Annotated in this window: 21 protein-coding genes, 2 tRNA genes and 1 pseudogene; 12 read left to right on the plus strand and 12 right to left on the minus strand. The window is 64.9% G+C overall.

Features of this window, described 5'->3' with window-relative positions; translation table 11 throughout:
• The first annotated feature begins 23 nt into the window (after positions 1-23).
• The 4 genes from NS220_RS04495 (at position 24) to NS220_RS04510 (ending at position 2,815) form a co-directional block, all read left to right on the plus strand.
• Positions 24-824: an inositol monophosphatase family protein gene (locus tag NS220_RS04495; RefSeq protein WP_058622898.1), complete on the plus strand. Its 801-nt coding sequence runs from the start codon at positions 24-26 to the stop codon at positions 822-824.
• A 212-nt stretch (positions 825-1,036) separates the two neighbouring features.
• Complete coding sequence (locus NS220_RS20705) at positions 1,037-2,572, plus strand: M23 family metallopeptidase (RefSeq protein WP_058622899.1); 1,536 nt, start codon at positions 1,037-1,039, stop codon at positions 2,570-2,572.
• A 64-nt stretch (positions 2,573-2,636) separates the two neighbouring features.
• Positions 2,637-2,708: transfer RNA gene (locus NS220_RS04505), tRNA-Thr, on the plus strand.
• 33 nt (positions 2,709-2,741) lie between these two features.
• Positions 2,742-2,815: transfer RNA gene (locus NS220_RS04510), tRNA-Met, on the plus strand.
• Positions 2,816-3,071: 256 nt separating this feature from the next.
• Here the strand turns inward: NS220_RS04510 and NS220_RS04515 are convergent.
• From NS220_RS04515 to NS220_RS04525, 3 genes are read right to left on the minus strand one after another with little or no spacing between them, the layout of a single operon-like run.
• A complete protein-coding gene (locus tag NS220_RS04515; protein WP_058622900.1) occupies positions 3,072-3,482 on the minus strand; it encodes a DUF6527 family protein in 411 nt (136 codons plus the stop codon).
• Complete coding sequence (locus tag NS220_RS04520; protein WP_058622901.1) at positions 3,479-4,657, minus strand: ThiF family adenylyltransferase; 1,179 nt, start codon at positions 4,655-4,657, stop codon at positions 3,479-3,481. The genes NS220_RS04515 and NS220_RS04520 overlap by 4 nt, the downstream gene beginning before the upstream one ends.
• A complete protein-coding gene (locus NS220_RS04525) occupies positions 4,632-4,904 on the minus strand; it encodes a multiubiquitin domain-containing protein (RefSeq protein ID WP_058622902.1) in 273 nt (90 codons plus the stop codon). The genes NS220_RS04520 and NS220_RS04525 overlap by 26 nt, the downstream gene beginning before the upstream one ends.
• A gap of 94 nt (positions 4,905-4,998) precedes the next feature.
• On the opposite strand from NS220_RS04525, the gene NS220_RS04530 reads away from it, so the two are divergent.
• The gene (locus NS220_RS04530; RefSeq protein ID WP_058622935.1) at positions 4,999-5,355 is read left to right on the plus strand and encodes a helix-turn-helix domain-containing protein; all 357 of its coding nucleotides are present in this window, start codon (positions 4,999-5,001) and stop codon (positions 5,353-5,355) included.
• 5 nt (positions 5,356-5,360) lie between these two features.
• A complete protein-coding gene (locus tag NS220_RS04535) occupies positions 5,361-5,927 on the plus strand; it encodes an ImmA/IrrE family metallo-endopeptidase (protein ID WP_058622903.1) in 567 nt (188 codons plus the stop codon).
• 120 nt (positions 5,928-6,047) lie between these two features.
• Here the strand turns inward: NS220_RS04535 and NS220_RS04540 are convergent, their stop codons facing one another.
• Together NS220_RS04540 and NS220_RS04545 are read right to left on the minus strand one after the other, a co-directional pair.
• The gene (locus NS220_RS04540; protein WP_153004149.1) at positions 6,048-6,440 is read right to left on the minus strand and encodes a helix-turn-helix domain-containing protein; all 393 of its coding nucleotides are present in this window, start codon (positions 6,438-6,440) and stop codon (positions 6,048-6,050) included.
• A 214-nt stretch (positions 6,441-6,654) separates the two neighbouring features.
• Positions 6,655-6,909, minus strand: a complete 255-nt coding sequence (locus NS220_RS04545) for a type II toxin-antitoxin system Phd/YefM family antitoxin (RefSeq protein ID WP_058622904.1) — start codon at positions 6,907-6,909, stop codon at positions 6,655-6,657.
• A gap of 44 nt (positions 6,910-6,953) precedes the next feature.
• Here NS220_RS04545 and NS220_RS04550 point away from each other — a divergent pair, with 44 nt between their 5' ends.
• From NS220_RS04550 to NS220_RS04555, 3 genes are all read left to right on the plus strand, one after another.
• The gene (locus NS220_RS04550) at positions 6,954-8,177 is read left to right on the plus strand and encodes an MFS transporter (RefSeq protein ID WP_058622905.1); all 1,224 of its coding nucleotides are present in this window, start codon (positions 6,954-6,956) and stop codon (positions 8,175-8,177) included.
• A gap of 101 nt (positions 8,178-8,278) precedes the next feature.
• Positions 8,279-8,767 (plus strand): nuclear transport factor 2 family protein, encoded by a 489-nt coding sequence (locus NS220_RS19150; RefSeq protein WP_206542989.1) that lies wholly within the window; start codon positions 8,279-8,281, stop codon positions 8,765-8,767.
• Positions 8,768-8,941: 174 nt separating this feature from the next.
• The gene (locus NS220_RS04555) at positions 8,942-9,526 is read left to right on the plus strand and encodes a 2'-5' RNA ligase family protein (protein ID WP_058622937.1); all 585 of its coding nucleotides are present in this window, start codon (positions 8,942-8,944) and stop codon (positions 9,524-9,526) included.
• Positions 9,527-9,938: 412 nt separating this feature from the next.
• Here the strand turns inward: NS220_RS04555 and NS220_RS04560 are convergent, their stop codons facing one another.
• The 3 genes from NS220_RS04560 to NS220_RS19605 form a co-directional block, all read right to left on the minus strand.
• A complete protein-coding gene (locus tag NS220_RS04560; protein WP_081322984.1) occupies positions 9,939-10,541 on the minus strand; it encodes a GrpB family protein in 603 nt (200 codons plus the stop codon).
• 1 nt (position 10,542) lies between these two features.
• Positions 10,543-10,956, minus strand: coding sequence for a hypothetical protein (locus NS220_RS04565; RefSeq protein WP_242864532.1), 414 nt, complete (start codon positions 10,954-10,956; stop codon positions 10,543-10,545).
• Positions 10,957-11,699: 743 nt separating this feature from the next.
• A complete protein-coding gene (locus tag NS220_RS19605) occupies positions 11,700-12,149 on the minus strand; it encodes a helix-turn-helix domain-containing protein (RefSeq protein ID WP_153004150.1) in 450 nt (149 codons plus the stop codon).
• Positions 12,150-12,191: 42 nt separating this feature from the next.
• Here NS220_RS19605 and NS220_RS04570 point away from each other — a divergent pair.
• Positions 12,192-12,428 (plus strand): annotated as a pseudogene (locus NS220_RS04570) (integrase core domain-containing protein); the annotation flags it as partial.
• Between the two features lie 14 nt (positions 12,429-12,442).
• Here NS220_RS04570 and NS220_RS04575 read toward each other — a convergent pair.
• Positions 12,443-13,042 (minus strand): hypothetical protein, encoded by a 600-nt coding sequence (locus tag NS220_RS04575; protein ID WP_058622907.1) that lies wholly within the window; start codon positions 13,040-13,042, stop codon positions 12,443-12,445.
• Between the two features lie 221 nt (positions 13,043-13,263).
• Here NS220_RS04575 and NS220_RS04580 point away from each other — a divergent pair, with 221 nt between their 5' ends.
• Positions 13,264-13,545 carry a DUF3892 domain-containing protein gene (locus NS220_RS04580; RefSeq protein WP_058622908.1) on the plus strand — a complete coding sequence of 94 codons (282 nt, stop codon included), beginning with the start codon at positions 13,264-13,266 and terminating at the stop codon, positions 13,543-13,545.
• A gap of 110 nt (positions 13,546-13,655) precedes the next feature.
• Here the strand turns inward: NS220_RS04580 and NS220_RS04585 are convergent, their stop codons facing one another.
• Together NS220_RS04585 and NS220_RS04590 are read right to left on the minus strand one after the other, a co-directional pair.
• A complete protein-coding gene (locus NS220_RS04585) occupies positions 13,656-14,174 on the minus strand; it encodes a GNAT family N-acetyltransferase (RefSeq protein WP_058622909.1) in 519 nt (172 codons plus the stop codon).
• A complete protein-coding gene (locus NS220_RS04590) occupies positions 14,171-14,518 on the minus strand; it encodes an ArsR/SmtB family transcription factor (protein WP_193755273.1) in 348 nt (115 codons plus the stop codon). The genes NS220_RS04585 and NS220_RS04590 overlap by 4 nt, the downstream gene beginning before the upstream one ends.
• Positions 14,519-14,610: 92 nt before the next feature.
• Between NS220_RS04590 and NS220_RS04595 the strand changes: the two genes are divergently transcribed.
• Entirely contained in the window at positions 14,611-15,930 is a 1,320-nt protein-coding gene (locus NS220_RS04595) for an NAD(P)-binding domain-containing protein (protein WP_058622910.1), read from the plus strand.
• A 56-nt stretch (positions 15,931-15,986) separates the two neighbouring features.
• On the opposite strand, the gene NS220_RS04600 is transcribed toward NS220_RS04595, so the two are convergent.
• A complete protein-coding gene (locus NS220_RS04600) occupies positions 15,987-16,385 on the minus strand; it encodes an arsenate-mycothiol transferase ArsC (protein WP_058622911.1) in 399 nt (132 codons plus the stop codon).
• Positions 16,386-16,400 lie beyond the last annotated feature (15 nt).

Below are 16,400 nucleotides of genomic sequence, written 5' to 3' on the forward strand. Positions count from 1 at the left end.
GGTGGCGCAGTAGCGTGGATGCCATGACCCTCGCCGCGGAACTGCTCGACATCGCCACCCGCATCGCCCGAGAGGCCGGCGGTCTCGCGCTGCGCCGCCGCCGAGAAGGAGTGACGGTCGCGGCCACCAAATCGGTCGCCGCGGACATCGTCACCGCCGCCGATCGCGAGGTCGAGGCGTTCGTGCGCGCCGAGCTGGAGCGCCTGCGTCCCGGTGACGGGTTCTTCGGGGAGGAGTCGGCCGCGACCGAGAGCTCCACCGGCATCACCTGGGTCGTCGACCCGATCGACGGCACCGTCAACTACGCGTACGGGATCCCGGCGTGGGCCGTCAGTATCGCCGCCGTCGAGGGGCCGGCCGACCCCGCGGAGTGGGTCGCGCTCGCCGGGGTCGTCTACAACCCGGTCACCGATGAGCTGTTCCGCGCCTCGCGCGGCGGGGGAGCATGGCTGGGCGACCAGCGTCTCGCCGTGACCAACGACGTGGGCGAGGCGGGAGGGCTCGTCGCGACCGGCTTCGGCTATGACCCCGCCACGCACGCGCCGACTCTGGCGCAGCTCACCCGGGTCATGCCCGTCGCCCGCGATGTGCGGCGTATCGGTTCCGCGGCGCTCGATCTCGCCTCGGTCGCCGCCGGACGCATGGATGCCTACTACGAGAAGGGCACCAACCCCTGGGATCACGCGGCGGGTGTGCTGCTCGTGGCGGAGGCGGGCGGTGTGCTCGGTGGCGCCCCGGGTGGGCGCCCGGGCAAGGGAATGGTCATCGCGGCAGGCCCCGAATTCTTCCCGCGCCTGGAGGAGCTGCTCGACTACGACCGGTGAGCAGTGGACCGCGCTCATGACATTCCCAGTCCGATGGGTTAGCGTGGTTACCCGATCGTTATTTTCGCGACCCGAACCTGCGGAAATGGCAAAAGCCCTGAAAGCCCGAAGCCGTCGCGCTTGCGACACGACACGAGAGCCATCGCGCGTTGCCGTCAGAAGCCCCAGAGACTGAGCCCGCCCGCACCCGGCGATCCAGTCGACCCACCGCCGTGCCCGCCTCCACCCCGCAGCTCACGCGGGCCGAGATGCGCCGCCGCACCACCCCGACCGTCCCGGACGAGTCGACTCCGGATGCCGTCGCCTCCACCGAGCCGGCCCCGGTCGATGCCGAGGTGGCCGCCCAGTCCGCCATCGTCGAACAGGTCACCGCAGCCGTCGTCGAGACGGTCATCGCCGCGACGATCGAGCCGACGCTCCCTCCCCGTCGCCGTGCCTCCCGCACGTCCGAGCCGACTCCCGCGGTCGAGCAGCGTCCGGCCGATGCCGGTGTCGAGGTCCTTGCATCCGATTCCCCGTCCAGCGAGACGGATGCCGATGCCCTCTCGGTGACGATCGTCGATGAGCGCACGTCGGAAGAGGGCGACGTCGCCGTCATCCTGCAGAGCGCTGAGCCGTCGACCGCGACCACGCCCGTCGCGCTGCCGACGTCGCCCATCACGCTTCCCCCGACGCGCCGCACCCGCCGTCGGCCCGAGGCCGCCTCGGCAGCCGACGAGGCTGTCGCCCTCGACGCCGCGGCGAGCCCCGCCGCGTCCGAGACCACTTCGAAGCCCGCCGCCGCCCCGAAGCCCGAACCCGCCCGCACCGCTTCCGCCGGTTCCTCCTTCGGTCCCGCCGCCGACGCGAACGCCGAGCCCGACGAGTTCGAAGCCGCTGCGCGCCTCTTCGCCTTCACCGGTGAGACGCCCGTTCAGGCGCCGAAGGTCGCGACGCCCGCCGCACCCGTCACGCAGGGCCTTCCAGTGGTGGCCGCTCCGCGGACGCGTCGCAACAGTCGCCGCATCGCGGCCGCGTCGTTCTCCGTCGGCGTCATGGGCCTGGTCGGCTTGATGACGGTCGGCATGACGATGCCGGTGAGCGCGCTCGCCTCGGCCAGCGGAACCTCGAGCGTGACCGCCGTGGCCGACACCCAGCCCGCGACCGTCTCTCTCGCCGCGGGTGCCCCCTCGGCGGGAGACGTCGACAGCTCGCAGGGCATCCAGGCCTACGTGGCCCCGGCGCAGTCGCAGGCGGCGGTCGTCGACCGCGCAGACGGCTACGCGGCGTCGACCTACACCCAGATGGCCATCGACTCGGGCATCAAGTACCCCTCGAACTTCTACGTCAACAACCCGAACTCGCCCATCCAGTGGCCCTTCGCGGTCGGCGTGTCGATCTCGTACGGCTTCGGCATGCGCGACGGCGGCTTCCACGAGGGTGCCGACTTCGTTCCCGGCGAGGGCGCGCCCGTCCAGGCGATCGCCGACGGCACCGTCCGCATCGCGACCGAGCAGGGCGGGGCGTTCGGCGTCACCGTGCTGATCGACCACCAGATCGACGGAGAGCTCGTCTCGAGCCGCTACGGACACATGGAATACGGGTCGCTCCAGGTGACCCAGGGCGAGCACGTGCACGTCGGCCAGTTCCTCGGACGCACCGGTAACACCGGCCGCTCGTTCGGCGCGCACACGCACGTCGAGATCCTGCAGAACGGCACCACGCCGATCGACCCGATCCCGTGGCTGCGGCAGCACGCCGGAGGCTGACCGATTGGGGGATCGGGCCTCGGCTCTGATATCCTCTTCTAGTTGCCCGGAGCGATCCGGGTACGCCCCGATAGCTCAGTGGCAGAGCACTTCCATGGTAAGGAAGGGGTCGTCAGTTCAATCCTGACTCGGGGCTCAAGGCATCACTTTCGAACATCGGATGCCGTGCGGCGGGGTAGCTCAGTTGGTGAGAGCGCACGACTCATAATCGTGAGGTCGCGGGTTCAAGCCCCGCTCCCGCTACTTCGGGGACAGGTTAGCTGTCTTACTCGAATAATCCCGTGTCACGTAGCTGGCGATCAAAACTTCGGGTCGCGTTGTTGACGCGGAGTGTCGCGGGGCGTCTATTCGCGGGAGCGGTGGCGGAACGGTGGCCCATGTCGGAGCTGCGCCCGTCGACCCCGGAACTGTGAGGCTCAGCGGTGATGGGACGACGTCGGCTGTCGCTTCTGCCCTGCCGGATTCATTAGCGCGTTCACTGCACGTGATGCGCCTCCCATCAGGCAATCAGGCGACGAAGCCAGTCACGGAATCGGGACCACCAGCTCACGCGGGAGTGCTCCAAGGCCTCAGTTCCCGAGCTCACGGCCAGACGATCATCCATCGCTCCCCGCGTGATGCGTTCACTCGACCACTCTCCGGCCCATTCAACGCGGTTACGGCGAATGATGTAGTGCGACTTGCACGGGAGCTCCCAGTTTCCGACTGACGGGCTGAGTGAGATGGTTTCGCCGTCGAAAGTTAGCGTCCACTGGCCAGGATGGAGCGGCGTCGAGACGCGGGCACCGCAACCGTCGCAGCAAAGGTGCATGACCGCACTGAACTGAGGCGCAATGTAGACGATGCCTTCCTCCAATAGTTCGGGGATGTAATCGACGAACTCGAAGTCGACGGTGTGTTGGCGGCTCATTCGGCCAGGTCCTCGTTTAGAAGGTGGTTCCCGTCGGTGGTGTATGCCGAGTAGTGCTCGTGCTCGAGGTCCGCGTAGAAGCCAAAAAGCTTCTTCCACTTGATGACGGCGAGGCTGGCGTTCAGGGCATTCAGGTCGGCGATCTGAATGTTGAGGTCGTAGTCGTCGCCATCGTCGGTTTCCGTGAAGTCGATACGGCGGTTGACATGGTCGTGTTTCTCGGAGCTTCCCGTGGTGACGGCGAGCACGCCGTGAAGCTTGCCATCGTTCGGACGTACGCCCATGCCGACGTCGATGAAGGGGACGCCAGCTGCCCGGAGGCGCTCAACGACGAGTTGCTTGGTGGGCCCGCCCTCCGCGGCGAGGAACACGAAGTCCATACCCTCGAGTTCGACACAGGTGGTCTCGTCGATGTCGTACGAATGGGTCTGAATCCCACGGCGCATGGCGGAGTAGCGTGCGGCGAAGTAGTCGACCTTGAACGGCATGGCTGCGAAGTCCTCTAGCCTTGCCGCGCCGGGCGCTCGGAAGGCGTTGTGCTGCAGGAACCGGTCACCATCGAAGAGGTGGATCTCGCGCACAGGAGACTTCGCGACAAGGTCCAGGATGTACGAACCAGTCCCGCCGACTCCGACGATTGCGACCTTGGCCAGCTTGAGCTTGTCGTTGATCACACTGATCCCTGCCCGGGTGGATGCTGAGTCTGCGTAGAGGAACACCGAATCGGCATCATCGTCTTCGTGGACGACGAACGTCTTGGCGGTCGCGTGCGGATCGAGCTGTTGCGCGTAGCCGAGCAGGATGTTGGCGTACGAGGTCATCTTCTCGAAGTAGTCGGCGAAGCCGGCGTCGGGCTTGTTTGAGAACGAGAAGTTTGCCGTGATGCTTGTGGTCATCGGGAGCGGACCGCGCTGGTGGATGAGCCGCGGCACTTCCGTGCCATCTACCCGCGAGGGTTGCTCGCCGATGAACCAGACGACGTGTGTGTCCGGCCGGATGGTCGCATCGTCGTTCAGGTGAAGCGTCGTGATCAGCGTGCCGTACGCCACCTCCCGGCTAGGGGTGACGTACGGCACGTGGTGCATCAGCAGGTGGTTGTCCTGTACCTCGATCTCGTAACCCTCCGAACGGAGACGTGCGAGATCTGCGCTACGAGCGACGAGTGAACGTGACATTGAAGACCGTTCCACGGTGCTTGACCTCCACGGTGCCGCCCTCGGTCAGGCTGCCTTCCTTCGGCTCATGTGCCTTGCGGTACGTGATCACGAAGGTGATGTCGCCATTACCGGCATGCTCCGGGAATGCGATCGCGCCGACCGAGGCGTAGGTCACTGTGGCGGCGGGGACCTCTTTCAGCTGCCCGTTCACGACGATCTCGTAGGTGCTCGGGTTGTCCGGCTTCTTGCTTGCTTCTGCTGACATCGGTCTTCCTTCCGTTAGAGTGTCGACGTCTGATTGCGAATGTAAAACCTACTGTAGACGCTCGATTGCGAAAGTGCAATCATGGAGGATGCGCATGGAGAAGAAGGGCTCGTTCGACGCCGAAGGCTTCTATGAATCGCTGGACGCCGAGAGGCAGGGGCGTCGCTTGAACTGGAAGCAGGTTGCGGCTGCGTCCGGGGTCAGCGCATCGACGCTGACGCGAATGGCGCAAGGGAAGCGGCCAGACGTCGATGGTCTCGCAGCTCTAGCCGCCTGGTCCGGGCTGACCGTTGACGACTTCGTCCGCACCGAGGATGAGCGGCCAGAGCCAGAGGCACTGGCGAAGATCGCGACCTATCTCCGATCCGACAGGAACCTATCCCCGGAAGCAGCGTCGGCCCTTGATGGCATGATCAGGGCCACATACGAGAGACTTCGAAACGACAAGTAGGCGACATGGCGTTCCAGCGCGGGTTCAAGACGTGGGCGAAGCAGATCGCTGCCGATACCCGGGGTGAACTCGGCCTGTCGCTGTTCGACCGCCTCGACCCCTATCGTCTGGCGGAGTCACTTGCGATCCCGGTCATCAGGCTGTCCGACCTTGTGGACGACGCGCCCGAGGTTGCTCACCTCATCACCGAGGAACCAGAAGCCTTCTCGGCCGTCACCGTGTTCGAGGGGCGGAAGCGAGTAATCGTTCACAATGATGGCCACGCGCGTGTCCGGATAAATAGCGACATCTGCCACGAGATCAGCCACGGCCTTCTCGGTCACCCGCCTACCCCGGCCCTGGACGACAGCGGCTGCCGGGTCTGGAACCAGGACATCGAAGACGAGGCTTCCTGGCTGAGCGGTTGCCTCCTCGTTCCCGAGGAGGCCGCGATGGCGATTGCGCGAGGACGATGGACGGTCGAGACGGCGGCCAGGCGATTCGACGTCAGCGCTCCGATGATCAACTTCAGGCTGAATGCCACCGGCGCCCGGGTTCGGGTAGCACGTGAGAGGCGTCGCCGTGTGGCTTAGGGCCTTGACGATCGGCTGCCTGGCATAGCTGCTGTCGTGCTCCTATCAGGAGCTGCAGCGAACATTGCTCGAGCATGCTCGGAACGAAGACGAGATGGGGGCGGCGAGGGACGATCCGGGTCACCGGTAGCTACCGCCGCGCGGGCGCAACTGGACTCCCTCCTTGATGAGTCGCTGCCGGACGTTGTTGTAGCTGGTGTCGAGGCGGGCTGCGATGGCAGCGATCGGATGGCCGTGCTCGTACAGCTTTCGTGCGACCTCGACCTGGTCCCTCGCGAGCGGCCGCCGTCGCAGTGCTACCGCTTCCTCTCGGAGCAGTCGCAGGATGCCGGTCTTCGAGAGGCCGTAGGTCTCACAGAGACTCGGCGTCGTCGCGCCCGATTCGTACTCAGCGGCAATCTGCTTGACCAGCGCCGGTTCGAGGCGGCGTCGAAGCGATCGACTCACCTGCTCGACTTGCGTAGCGGAGGCGGCAAGATTCGGCGTCAGATCAGCCAGTTTCTGTAGTTCCACCAGGGGTGGCGGCGGGAGTGCCGATTTATTCGAGTTGCGGTGTACTGGCTCTACTTCAGGGATAGGACTCGAGTCTTACTCGAACAATTGGCGAAGGCCAAGGCGCGGAACCTCCGCGGCGATGGCTCAGACGCGTTCTCTTCCTTGCCCTATCGCGGGTCGCGAGACCATGCTGACCTGCTTTTCGTTGAGTCCAAGCAGCAGAGAGTCGCGGTCACCGGTAGTCCGGGTCCGACTGAGCAGCGATCTGCCTGACCGGCACGGAGTGGTTGCTCAGATCGATCACCGTGTTCTGGAGTTCGCCGTCCGTTGCCTGGGGCAGCTCGGGAGATAGGTGCTCGATCGGGACGAGAGCAGCTACGCCCTTGCCGTGCCGGGTCAGGACGATGGACTCGCCCCCGAATCGGACGCGGTTGACGAGTTCCGAGAGCTGACCGCGGGCCTCGGAAACTGGAACTTCGTCCGTCATGACACCATGCTACATTATGTACAATTTGTACAAAATGATGCGAGGTGAGGTACGTGGCCTATCGGGCGGAGGACGGTCGTAGCTTCGGGTGGCTGTGGGGCGCCACGGTAGGGGCCGCGCTGGGTGACGGTTTATCGATGACGGCCTTCCCGTTGTTGGTCGCCAGTCAGACGCGGGATCCGTTCATCGTCTCTCTTCTGCAGGTCGCGACAGGCCTACCTTGGCTGCTGTTCGGTCTCTTGGCGGGGGCCCTGGTCGATCGATGGGACCGCCGAGCGGTCATGTGGCGCACTGACCTGGCACGCCTTTGCATCGCCCTCTCGCTCGGGGTGCTGGTCGCGCTCGGTCATGCGCCGGTGGCCGTCGTTCTGCTCGCGGCTTTCCTTCTTGCGTGTGGGTCGACGTTGATCCGGAGCGCGGCGCCCGCGTTGCTCCCCACGCTCGTTGCGCGTGACAAACTGGCGCACGCGAACGGCCGCCTGCAGGCGGGTTCTACCGTTTCGGGCAGCTTCCTCGGCCCCGCCGCGGGAAGCGTGCTGTACTCCCTCTCCGCGGCCGTGCCCTTCCTCGCGCAGACGTTCGCCCTGGTCGTGTCGACAGTGTGCGTGTGGCGACTCCCCGCGACCCTCGTGCCGTCAGCATCGCGAACAGGGCGCAGCTCGATCTGGGCTGAGGCGACTGACGGGGTGCGGTGGCTGGCTGCGCACCGAGTTCTGCGCTCCATTGCAGTCGGCACGATTCTGCTCGCCGCCTCAACCGGCGTGCTTCTCGCCGTTCTCGTCATTCATGTGCTGGAGTTCCTACGTCTGCCGCCCGTCGGGTACGGCGTACTCATCAGCGTGTACGCCGGCGGGAGCCTCGCGGGATCACTCCTCACCGCACGACTCCGACACGCACTCGGAACCAATCGGTGTCTGCTTTGTTCTGCGCTCCTCGGGACTGTTTCGATCGCAGCCCTCGCAATGGCGCCCAGCGCTGTTCTCGCAGGAGGCGCCCTCTTCGCCCTCGGCGTCGCCACCATGCTGTGGAACATCCTGGCGGTCACTGTCCGACAGGAGCTCACACCGAACCACCTTCTCGGGCGGGTGACGAGCGCGTTCACCGTCGCCGGTGTGGGCACCGCACCCATCGCCGCCCCACTAGGGGGCATCGTCGCCTCTCTCGCCAACACGTCGGTGGCAATCAGCGGCGCAGCGCTGCTCTGCGCATTTGCATGCATCACCGTCGGTCGACTCCCGTACCTGGATGGCACAAAACGGGCCGAATAGATGACGCCGTGGTGTGAGGCCGACTGTTTGTGGGAGCGTGTGAGTGTGCATCACACACTGCGCCTCTCAGCCCGCGTCCGTAACTCATCGAGGGGGAAATGTTGAGCGACGTTGAGGAGCGTCTCGAGCTCCTCGAAGCCGAGCTGGCCATACGCCGGCTCGTCGCCGTGTACTGTCATGGCGCTGATAAACGTGATCTTGATCGATTTATGAGCGTGTGGGCATCGAACGCATCTTGGGTGCTCAGTGACGAGGTGACCTTCAGAGGTCACGATGCCATCGCGAGCGTCGTTCGACGCCAATGGGAAGCCTTCGCCGGTTACGTTCACTGGACCACAAATCACGTCGTCGAAGTCGACGGGGATCGAGCAAGGGGCGAGTGCGATGTCGCCGTGGCGGTCCAGCTCCACAACGGTCAGTGGCTACATTCCGGGGGCACCTACATCGATGAGTACGTTCGTGTCGACGGGTGCTGGTTGATCGCGCGGCGAGATGCCCGCCGCGGCTTCGACATCGACCCCCCGCCAGAACCTCACGATGTTCCCGTTCGTTTTGACGATCTTCTCTCGTCAACTGACGAAGAGAAGTGAGCCGTTCCTGTGGGCTAAAGAGCGAGGCCGTGCTCCTGACGTTTTGGTGCGAAACCGATCGGTTTCGCACCAAGATGTGCCACTCGTGTAACACCACGCGCACCCTGCCTAGTGGGTGGCTAGGGTCGAACAACTCAGCGAGCGAAAGGAGCCCATCGAATGCGACGCCCCTTCATGACCGACCCCGAGCTGCTGCGCTCGTTGCGGGGCCAGCAGTACCTGGTGCTCCGCCCCGTCGCGGACGTTGCGAAGTTCTACGACGACGAACAGCGATCGCTTCGAGGTCTACTACAGACATCTCTCCCTTGTCCCCACACCGGCCATGTGACCTTGCGCGGCTTCTTCGAGCCCGAACGAGTGCAGCCGCTCGGGGATGCTCTAGCGGGGTGGGCGCAACTCCAAGCTCCCATCGATCTCCGGGTGGCTGCGGTCGACGGATTCCCGACACCGTTTCAGATCGTGATCGCGCGAGCCGAACGTTCACCATCACTCGTGAGCGCCTACACGACCCTCACTGAGATGCTCGACACCAGCGACTTTCGACGCATCGGCGAACTGCCGCTCGACGAGTGGGTGTTTCACCTGTCCCTTCTCTATGCCAGTGCCCTGCCCGAATTCGCGTGGCTGGCACTCCACGGTCAGAGTCGGCGCGACCTTGCATCGGTGCCGGCCGAAGTGATCACCTCCGCTGAGTATGTCTGGTACGACGACGACGGCGAACACACCGAGGTCCTGCCCCTCGGCACGGATCACTACTGACCCAACGGAGCTACCTCAAATATTGAACAGAATGCTCTGGTGCGAGCGTGGGATGCCATGGCTATCGCTTACCATTGAGCGCCATGCGATACCGGCTGATGAACGATTACTCAGCGGACTGGCCGTTCTGGGGGGACGGGGAGGATGCCGGGCTGTGTACCGCAGGTAATCCCGCTCTTCCCCCTGATCTGGAAGCCGACATTCGGGCATGGGCTGCATGCTTCAATGACCAGTTCAGTTGGGAGTATGGATGGCCGGACGAAGAGACCGCCGCTGCTCACAGAGTCGAGGGCGAACGGCTGCACCGTTGCGTACAGCGCGCCCTGCCCGAGCATGACATCGTCCTCAACTACTGGGAGAGATCCGTCCGGTAGGCACTCGCGTTTCGATGCATCACCGATCGACTTTGCTGCTATCGGTTAATGGCTGCCCATGCCTCAAACTCACCCTGCACCTCGTCGAAGAAAGCCGTCTTCGCCCGCGTGTAGTCGTCGTAGTCGGCTTTGCCGATCTGCTGCGCACTGAGATTTCGTTTCACTGCCTCGTAGTGGCTGCGAGCGTCGGGGTTAGCTCGTAGCCAGTCGCGGAACCAGACCGTGTAAAGGCCCCAGGGGGAGTCTGCTCGTCGGACATGCAGGATCGCTTGGGCGTCCTCGTTCCAAAGAAGGTGCTTCTCCCAGACGCGGGGATCGACCTCCACCGAGCCCCGTGGAAGGTCGCGGTCGACGCCCGCGGAATTTGGTCGGGATCCACGAGCCCTCATATAGCCCAACGGGTGCAACCTCGCGCCGAGGTCCCCCTCGGCGGGCAGGGGAGATATGCGTAGCTGCAGATCGATAAGAGGCTTCGCGGCAAGGCCCGGCACGGAGGTGGAGCCGATGTGATCGAGTCTCGCGGACTCGCTGCCATCCATCCCTTTCAACGCGTCGCCCACGTCAGACAGTAAACGCGATGCGCGCTGAGGCCACTCGGCTTGATGCTCGACCAGCGCAGCCGGATTTTTCTCCTCGCTCACTTCAGCTTCGCAGGGTCGCGTAGTCAGCTACGGACGTGAAATCTGCCGCGGCCGCTTGAAGTGTGGGGTCCGCGGCGATGAAGGCGTCGGCCTGCAAGGTCGCGACGGCGAGGTACTCCGCCAGCGTGGTGTCCTCCCAATCGAGTTGTCGTGCGATCTTCCACGCGGTGGCTCGGGAGACACGGTCGCTTAGCAGACGGATCTGCAAGGTGGCGAGCCCGTCGAGTTGGACGCGCGCCACCTTCTCCCTAATCGCACCTTCGCGCATCTCGCGGTAGAGCAGGGACAGCACGTGGCTGCGCAGCACAGCGGGACCCACGAGGCGATGCCGAGACCCGATTCCGGGATCGTCGCGACTGATTCGGAGTGCGGTGAGCGCGTCGATCGCGAAGCGCTTCCCTGCGGGCTTCATCATCTCTTCAGCCAATCCCGTTCGATCCTGTTACTGAAGTCTGAGGCGGAACACCACGGAAAAGGTGTCGCCCCCGATGGCGCAAACGGAGCAACCAACCACTTCCACCGGACGCCTGAAAATGGCCACTGACCGGCCCCGCAACACCAACCTGTGTTGCAAACCCATCGGTTTCGCACCAGCAACCCGTCGAGGTGGAGTGAGTGACGATGCACCTATCACCGCCCTTGCAGAAGACGCCTCGATCCGCTGACTCCCGAGTCAGCCCTCGCCCGGGCCCGATGCGAGTCGGGTTAGCCGCGTGCGCCCAGAGACGCTGGCGTAGTCGACCAAGTACACATGTTGTCCCGGCCCAAGCCGGTCGATGAGATCGATTAGCGGGATACCTGACAGGAAATCGTGTTCACTGATCGACCGTGGGTAATCCCCAGCGACGAGGAAAACGGGCATGCCTTCGATTCCGTCAACTGTGTGAGTCCTGGTCATGTGACGAGTCTGCTAGGTGCGACGGCACCAACGCCACATCAATCGAGACAGGGCTAGCGCCAGTCCGACCGCGGGGTGGGAGTGCAACGAACGATGTGGTGCGAAGCCGATCGGCTTTGAGTCGGGCACCGGCGCCGCGAAAAGCTCCCTGAACGCGCCTACGGAGTGGACTCGAAACCCCGTGTCGAAACGGGAAACGGGCCGAAAAGTGTGTGGGCATTTTTGTGGCCAGGAGCCGATGCTCTCAATGCCGGGGCGTTTCACTTGTAGCTACCGCCGCGCGGGCGCAACTGAACTCCCTCTTTGACGAGGCGCTGCCGCACATTGTTGTAGCTGGTGTCGAGACGAGACGCGATGGTGGCGATTGGATGGCCACGCTCGTACATCGCTCGTGCGACCTGGACCTGATCGTCGGTGAGCGGTCTACGCCGTAGCGCTACCCCATCGTCTCGAAGCAAGCGAAGAATGCCGGTCTTCGACAGACCGTAGGTCGCACAAAGACTCGGTGTCGTCGCGCCGGACTCGTACTCAGCGACGATTCGCTTGATCAGCGCAGGTTCGAGACGTCGGCGAAGCGACCGACTCACCTGTTCTGGAGGGCCAGTTGAGAGGGGCGGATCGGGCGCGAGACCAGCCAGTTTCTGCAGTTCCAGCAGGGGTGGCGGCAGGAGCGCCGATTTATCCGAGTAGCGGTGTACCGGCTCTACCAAACTAGCGTTACTCGAACAAATGACCTTGAGATAAAGGTCTGCTCGATGGGCAGAGTCGGTGCCGCGGGCGACAACGCCGCTATCGAATCGATCTTCAGCCTGTTGCAAAAGAACGTCCTCAACCGACGCTCCCGGGCCACCCACGAGGAACTGAGCATCGGGATCATCACCTGGATTGAGCGGACCTACCACCGACGCCGCAGGCAAGACCGCCTCGGCCGTTTGACGCCCGTCGAGTTCGAGACCATGATGACCAACACCCTGGCCCGCGCGGCCTGACTAACCCCTGTCACCTATCCGTGCAGCAGACCCATGGCCTGAAACGGGTGGATCGACGTATCGAACTTCGCGGTTACACCTGTGGGAACTCTGATGCGGACCTTGTGCGTTTCGATTCGCCCGATTCCGATGTGCGGGGTTCGGTGTCTGTCGGTGCGCGCAAGTTCATGTATCCAGTAGAAGAGGTTGCTTTCCGGGCCAAGGGGCGCTTGGTATGGTTGCGCTTTCTCGACCATGTCCACGATCTCCTGAGGGACTGAAGCTAGCCGACTCCGCTGCCGCTTGAAATCGGCTGGCGTCGTGCAGATCGGGTACTGGAGACGCTCAGCCTGCGGCGGCGGGTTTTGTCCCGTCGAAGACGTGACCCAGGCGTAGAAGCCGTTGTCCAGCGCTGCGCGAATCGACGCGAGCCACTCACTGAAGACAAGCGAGAGCACAGCGGGCGCGGGCTCCTGCTGAACGGCGAAAAACTCAAACTGCGTGTCACTCAACACCGCTAGGTCGATGTCCCACGGGTGTTCGGCGATATAGGAGCCCCATTCGCGGCCGAACTCCTGGTGCCTTTCCTTCGCGCGGTCGAGACGCGCGAAGGCTAGGTTGAACAGCTGCTGCACACCTGGAGTGTACGAGCCCTCAGGGGCACTGCAACATCGAGACGCAGCGCAGATCCCACCCCCTCCGTCGCGAAGGGGTGGAGGAGCTGGAAACCTCACCCTCGATAAAGCCGCTCTCGAAAGACGGTCGTCCGGAGAACGTCGGACCCCGCGCAATGTCGGAGGTCCGTGGAAGAGTTCTGCCGAGCGCATTGAGAGGATGCGCCGGATTGGGGAACACCATGGCCATCGAGATCACGCACGTCCGGTTCGGCGGCACCAAGAAGACCGAGGATGAGATCGTTCGTTATAAGTGGCGAAGCCTGGAGGACGGTGAAGTCAACGAGAGTAACAAGCCGACGCTTGTCGACTGGATCGACAACAAGAACGGTAAAGCGTACGTGGGAAGCGGCTCCCAGCGCGTGTCCGTCGGGACTGTTCACCCCGCCAGCGGCAAGCCCTACCTAAAGACCTACGCCGACGGCGTGTGGACGAACAACCTTGTGAACTTGCCGACCTTCTAGAACACGGCGTCCCGCCCCTGCGGCTTCGATCAATCTGCTGAGCGGGACCGCAAGGTGCGCCGGCCGTTGCTGCGTCGAAGCGTCAGCGGCGACGCATGGCGGGCTAGTTGTCACGAGTTTTTCACGTCGCGTCGTCGGCGTTCGACGATAACTGTGTCCCGCCACTGTCCGGACCACGGACCGTACGTCATGTGAGCGATGCGCTCGCGGTGACCAACTCGACGGAAGCCCGCCCTGTCGTGGAGAGCGAGGCTGGCGGTGTTTTCGGGGAAGATGCTGGACTGAATGGTCCAGATGCCAGCCGCGTCAGCCGCGTTCAGGAAAGCAGCGAGAAGACCGGAGCCGATGCGGTGGCCGCGAGCCCTGTTCGCGACATAGACCGAGTGCTCGACCACGCCCCGGTACACCTCACGAGATGACACGGGCGAGGCGGCGACCCATCCGAGAACCGAACCGGCGGTGTCCTCGGCAACGAGCCGCCCCAGGGTGAGTTTCCCCGAGTCGAAGGCCGGCCACGTTGGCGGGTCCGTCTCGAACGTTGCGTTGCCCGTCGCGATCCCTTCTCGGTAGATGGACTCCACGGCTGCCCAGTCGGCAGCCGTCATCGACCGGATGAGGACGCTGCTCATGGGCGCAACGCGCGGGAGGCCTGTTCGAGGGCGTCGGTGACGACGCGGTAGTAGGCCCAGCGGCCGCGCTGTTCGCGCGTGGCTAGGCCCGCGTCGACGAGCAGTTTCATGTGATGGGAGACGGTCGGCTGGGAGAGCCCGACGGGCTCGGTGAGGTCGCAGATGCATGCCTCGCCGTCAGCGGATGCGGCGATTAGGGAGAGAAGTCTCACGCGGGTGGGGTCGCCCAGAGCCTTGAACGTGCGGGCGATCCGCTCGGCATCGTCGGGGGACAGCACCCCGCCGGTGACCGGTGAGCAGCACACCGCCGTGTCGGCTGCGAGAAGGGGGAGCGTCGGGGGCATGCAACGATTCTGGCACGTGACATTGACATTCGTCGATACATCGAGGATTCTCGATCCATCGAGTTCTGTCGATGTGTTGAGGAGTGAGTGTGATGGAGAGCGCGTTGCCTGTCGTGGTGATCGGCGCCGGCCCGCAGGGACTCGCGGCTGCCGCCCACCTGGTCGAGCGAGACCTGCCGGTCGTTGTCCTGGAGGCCGGAACTGGACCGGCATCGGCGGTTGCCGAATGGGGGCATGTGCGCCTGTTCTCGGAGTGGCCGGAGTTGATCGACGCCGCCGGGGCGCGGATTCTCGAGCCCACCGGATGGGCAGCGCCTACGACGGGGTATCCGACCGGTGCGCAGTGGATCAGCGGCTATCTCGCGCCGCTTGCTGCCGAGCTGGGCGATCGCGTTCGGTACGGCGCTCGGGTCGTCGGAGTGTCCCGTCTCGGCCGTGATCGTCTCGTTGACGCGGGCCGCGGTGACCAGCCGTTCACCGTGCACGTGCAGCCGAGCGAGGGGGAGGAGTACCGGTTGCAGGCGCGCGCGGTGATCGACGCCTCGGGCACGTGGTCCGCGCCCAACCCTGCGGGCGCGGACGGTCTGCCCGCGCTGGGAGAACGGGCGGCGGCCGGGTTGCTGTCGTATCGCATCCCCGACTTCCGGGACCGTGAGGGGTTCGAGGGGAAGCACACGGTCGTCATCGGGTCCGGGCACTCGGCGGTGACGGCGGTCCTCGCGCTGGCCCGCATGGCGCGCCGCGACCCGAACACGACGGTGACATGGGCGCTGCGCCGCGCCACTGCCGGGAACGCCTTCGGGGGTGGTGTGGCCGACGAGCTGCCGGCACGCGGGGCGCTGGGGATCAAGGCGAAGGAGTTCGTCGACGCCGGGCTGGTGTCGCTTGTGACCGGGTTCCGCGTCGAGCGCGTGACGACAGACGAGGGTCGGCCGGTCCTCGTCGCAGAGGATGGCCGCACGCTCAGCGCTGATCGCGTCGTGGTGCTCACTGGGTTCCGTCCCGACCTGTCGTTCCTGTCGGAGTTGCGGTTGGAGCTGGACCCCACGTTGCAGGCGCCCGTGCGTATTGCTGCGGGGGTCGATCCGAACGTGCATTCCTGCGGTACGGTCGCCGCGACCGGCGCGGCCGACCTCGCCCAGCCGGAGCCTGACTTCTACCTCGCGGGAGCGAAGTCTTACGGGCGGGCGCCGACCTTCCTCGCGCTCACCGGGTACGAGCAGGTGCGCAGCGTCGCCGCGGAGATCGCGGGCGACCACGAGGCTGCCCGACGAGTAGAGCTGGTGCTCCCTGACACGGGCGTGTGCGGCGGCGCCGGCCTGTTCGACGCTTCCGGGGCATCCCTGGGCGGCGCCTGTTGCGCCCCGCCGGCTCAGGTGCTCCAGATCGGCCGCGCTCCGGCCATCGTCTAACTGGACGCGGGAAAGGGGGCGGGATCGCATCAGCGATCCCGCCCCCTTCTCGTTGCTCAGCGAGCGAGAAGCGTTGTCCGAATCTTGTCGGAGACGGCTTCGCGCAGCGGCCGCACGGCCTCAGCATCCCAGGCCTCCGGGTTGGGGAACGACCATTCCAAGACCTCGCCGCGGGGCGTGGACGGCAGTTCGAGGCCGGGCTTCATCAGCACCACGACCTCCGCGTGCTCGAGGTCCTCCGTGGTGACGGCACGAGGCACCCGGTCGGTGATGTCCACGCCCAACTCAGCGACCGTGGCGGCCACGGCGGGGTTCACTTCGTCTGCGGGCGACAGCCCTGCCGACGTCGCGGTGAACCGGTCACCGGCCAGGTGCTCCAAGAGCGCAGCCCCCAGCTGGGAGCGGCCGGCGTTGTGCTGGCAGATGAACAGGACGGTGGGGGTGGTGTCAGTCACGGGTTTTCTTTCTGC

The organism is Microbacterium testaceum, assembly GCF_001476655.1.
Classification (GTDB): Bacteria; Actinomycetota; Actinomycetes; order Actinomycetales; family Microbacteriaceae; genus Microbacterium; species Microbacterium testaceum_C.

Excerpts from the sequence above, each read along its gene's own strand:
- NS220_RS04580 (WP_058622908.1), top strand. The coding sequence starts at position 13,264 with ATGGCCATCGAGATCACGCACGTCCGGTTCGGCGGCACCAAGAAGACC.
- NS220_RS04525 (WP_058622902.1), bottom strand. The coding sequence starts at position 4,904 with ATGTCAGCAGAAGCAAGCAAGAAGCCGGACAACCCGAGCACCTACGAG.
- NS220_RS04530 (WP_058622935.1), top strand. The coding sequence starts at position 4,999 with ATGGAGAAGAAGGGCTCGTTCGACGCCGAAGGCTTCTATGAATCGCTG.
- NS220_RS04555 (WP_058622937.1), top strand. The coding sequence starts at position 8,942 with ATGACCGACCCCGAGCTGCTGCGCTCGTTGCGGGGCCAGCAGTACCTG.
- NS220_RS04495 (WP_058622898.1), top strand. The coding sequence starts at position 24 with ATGACCCTCGCCGCGGAACTGCTCGACATCGCCACCCGCATCGCCCGA.
- NS220_RS04545 (WP_058622904.1), bottom strand. The coding sequence starts at position 6,909 with ATGACGGACGAAGTTCCAGTTTCCGAGGCCCGCGGTCAGCTCTCGGAA.
- NS220_RS04585 (WP_058622909.1), bottom strand. The coding sequence starts at position 14,174 with ATGAGCAGCGTCCTCATCCGGTCGATGACGGCTGCCGACTGGGCAGCC.
- NS220_RS04535 (WP_058622903.1), top strand. The coding sequence starts at position 5,361 with ATGGCGTTCCAGCGCGGGTTCAAGACGTGGGCGAAGCAGATCGCTGCC.
- NS220_RS04565 (WP_242864532.1), bottom strand. The coding sequence starts at position 10,956 with ATGATGAAGCCCGCAGGGAAGCGCTTCGCGATCGACGCGCTCACCGCA.
- NS220_RS04590 (WP_193755273.1), bottom strand. The coding sequence starts at position 14,518 with ATGCCCCCGACGCTCCCCCTTCTCGCAGCCGACACGGCGGTGTGCTGC.
- NS220_RS04515 (WP_058622900.1), bottom strand. The coding sequence starts at position 3,482 with ATGAGCCGCCAACACACCGTCGACTTCGAGTTCGTCGATTACATCCCC.
- NS220_RS04595 (WP_058622910.1), top strand. The coding sequence starts at position 14,611 with ATGGAGAGCGCGTTGCCTGTCGTGGTGATCGGCGCCGGCCCGCAGGGA.
- NS220_RS04520 (WP_058622901.1), bottom strand. The coding sequence starts at position 4,657 with ATGTCACGTTCACTCGTCGCTCGTAGCGCAGATCTCGCACGTCTCCGT.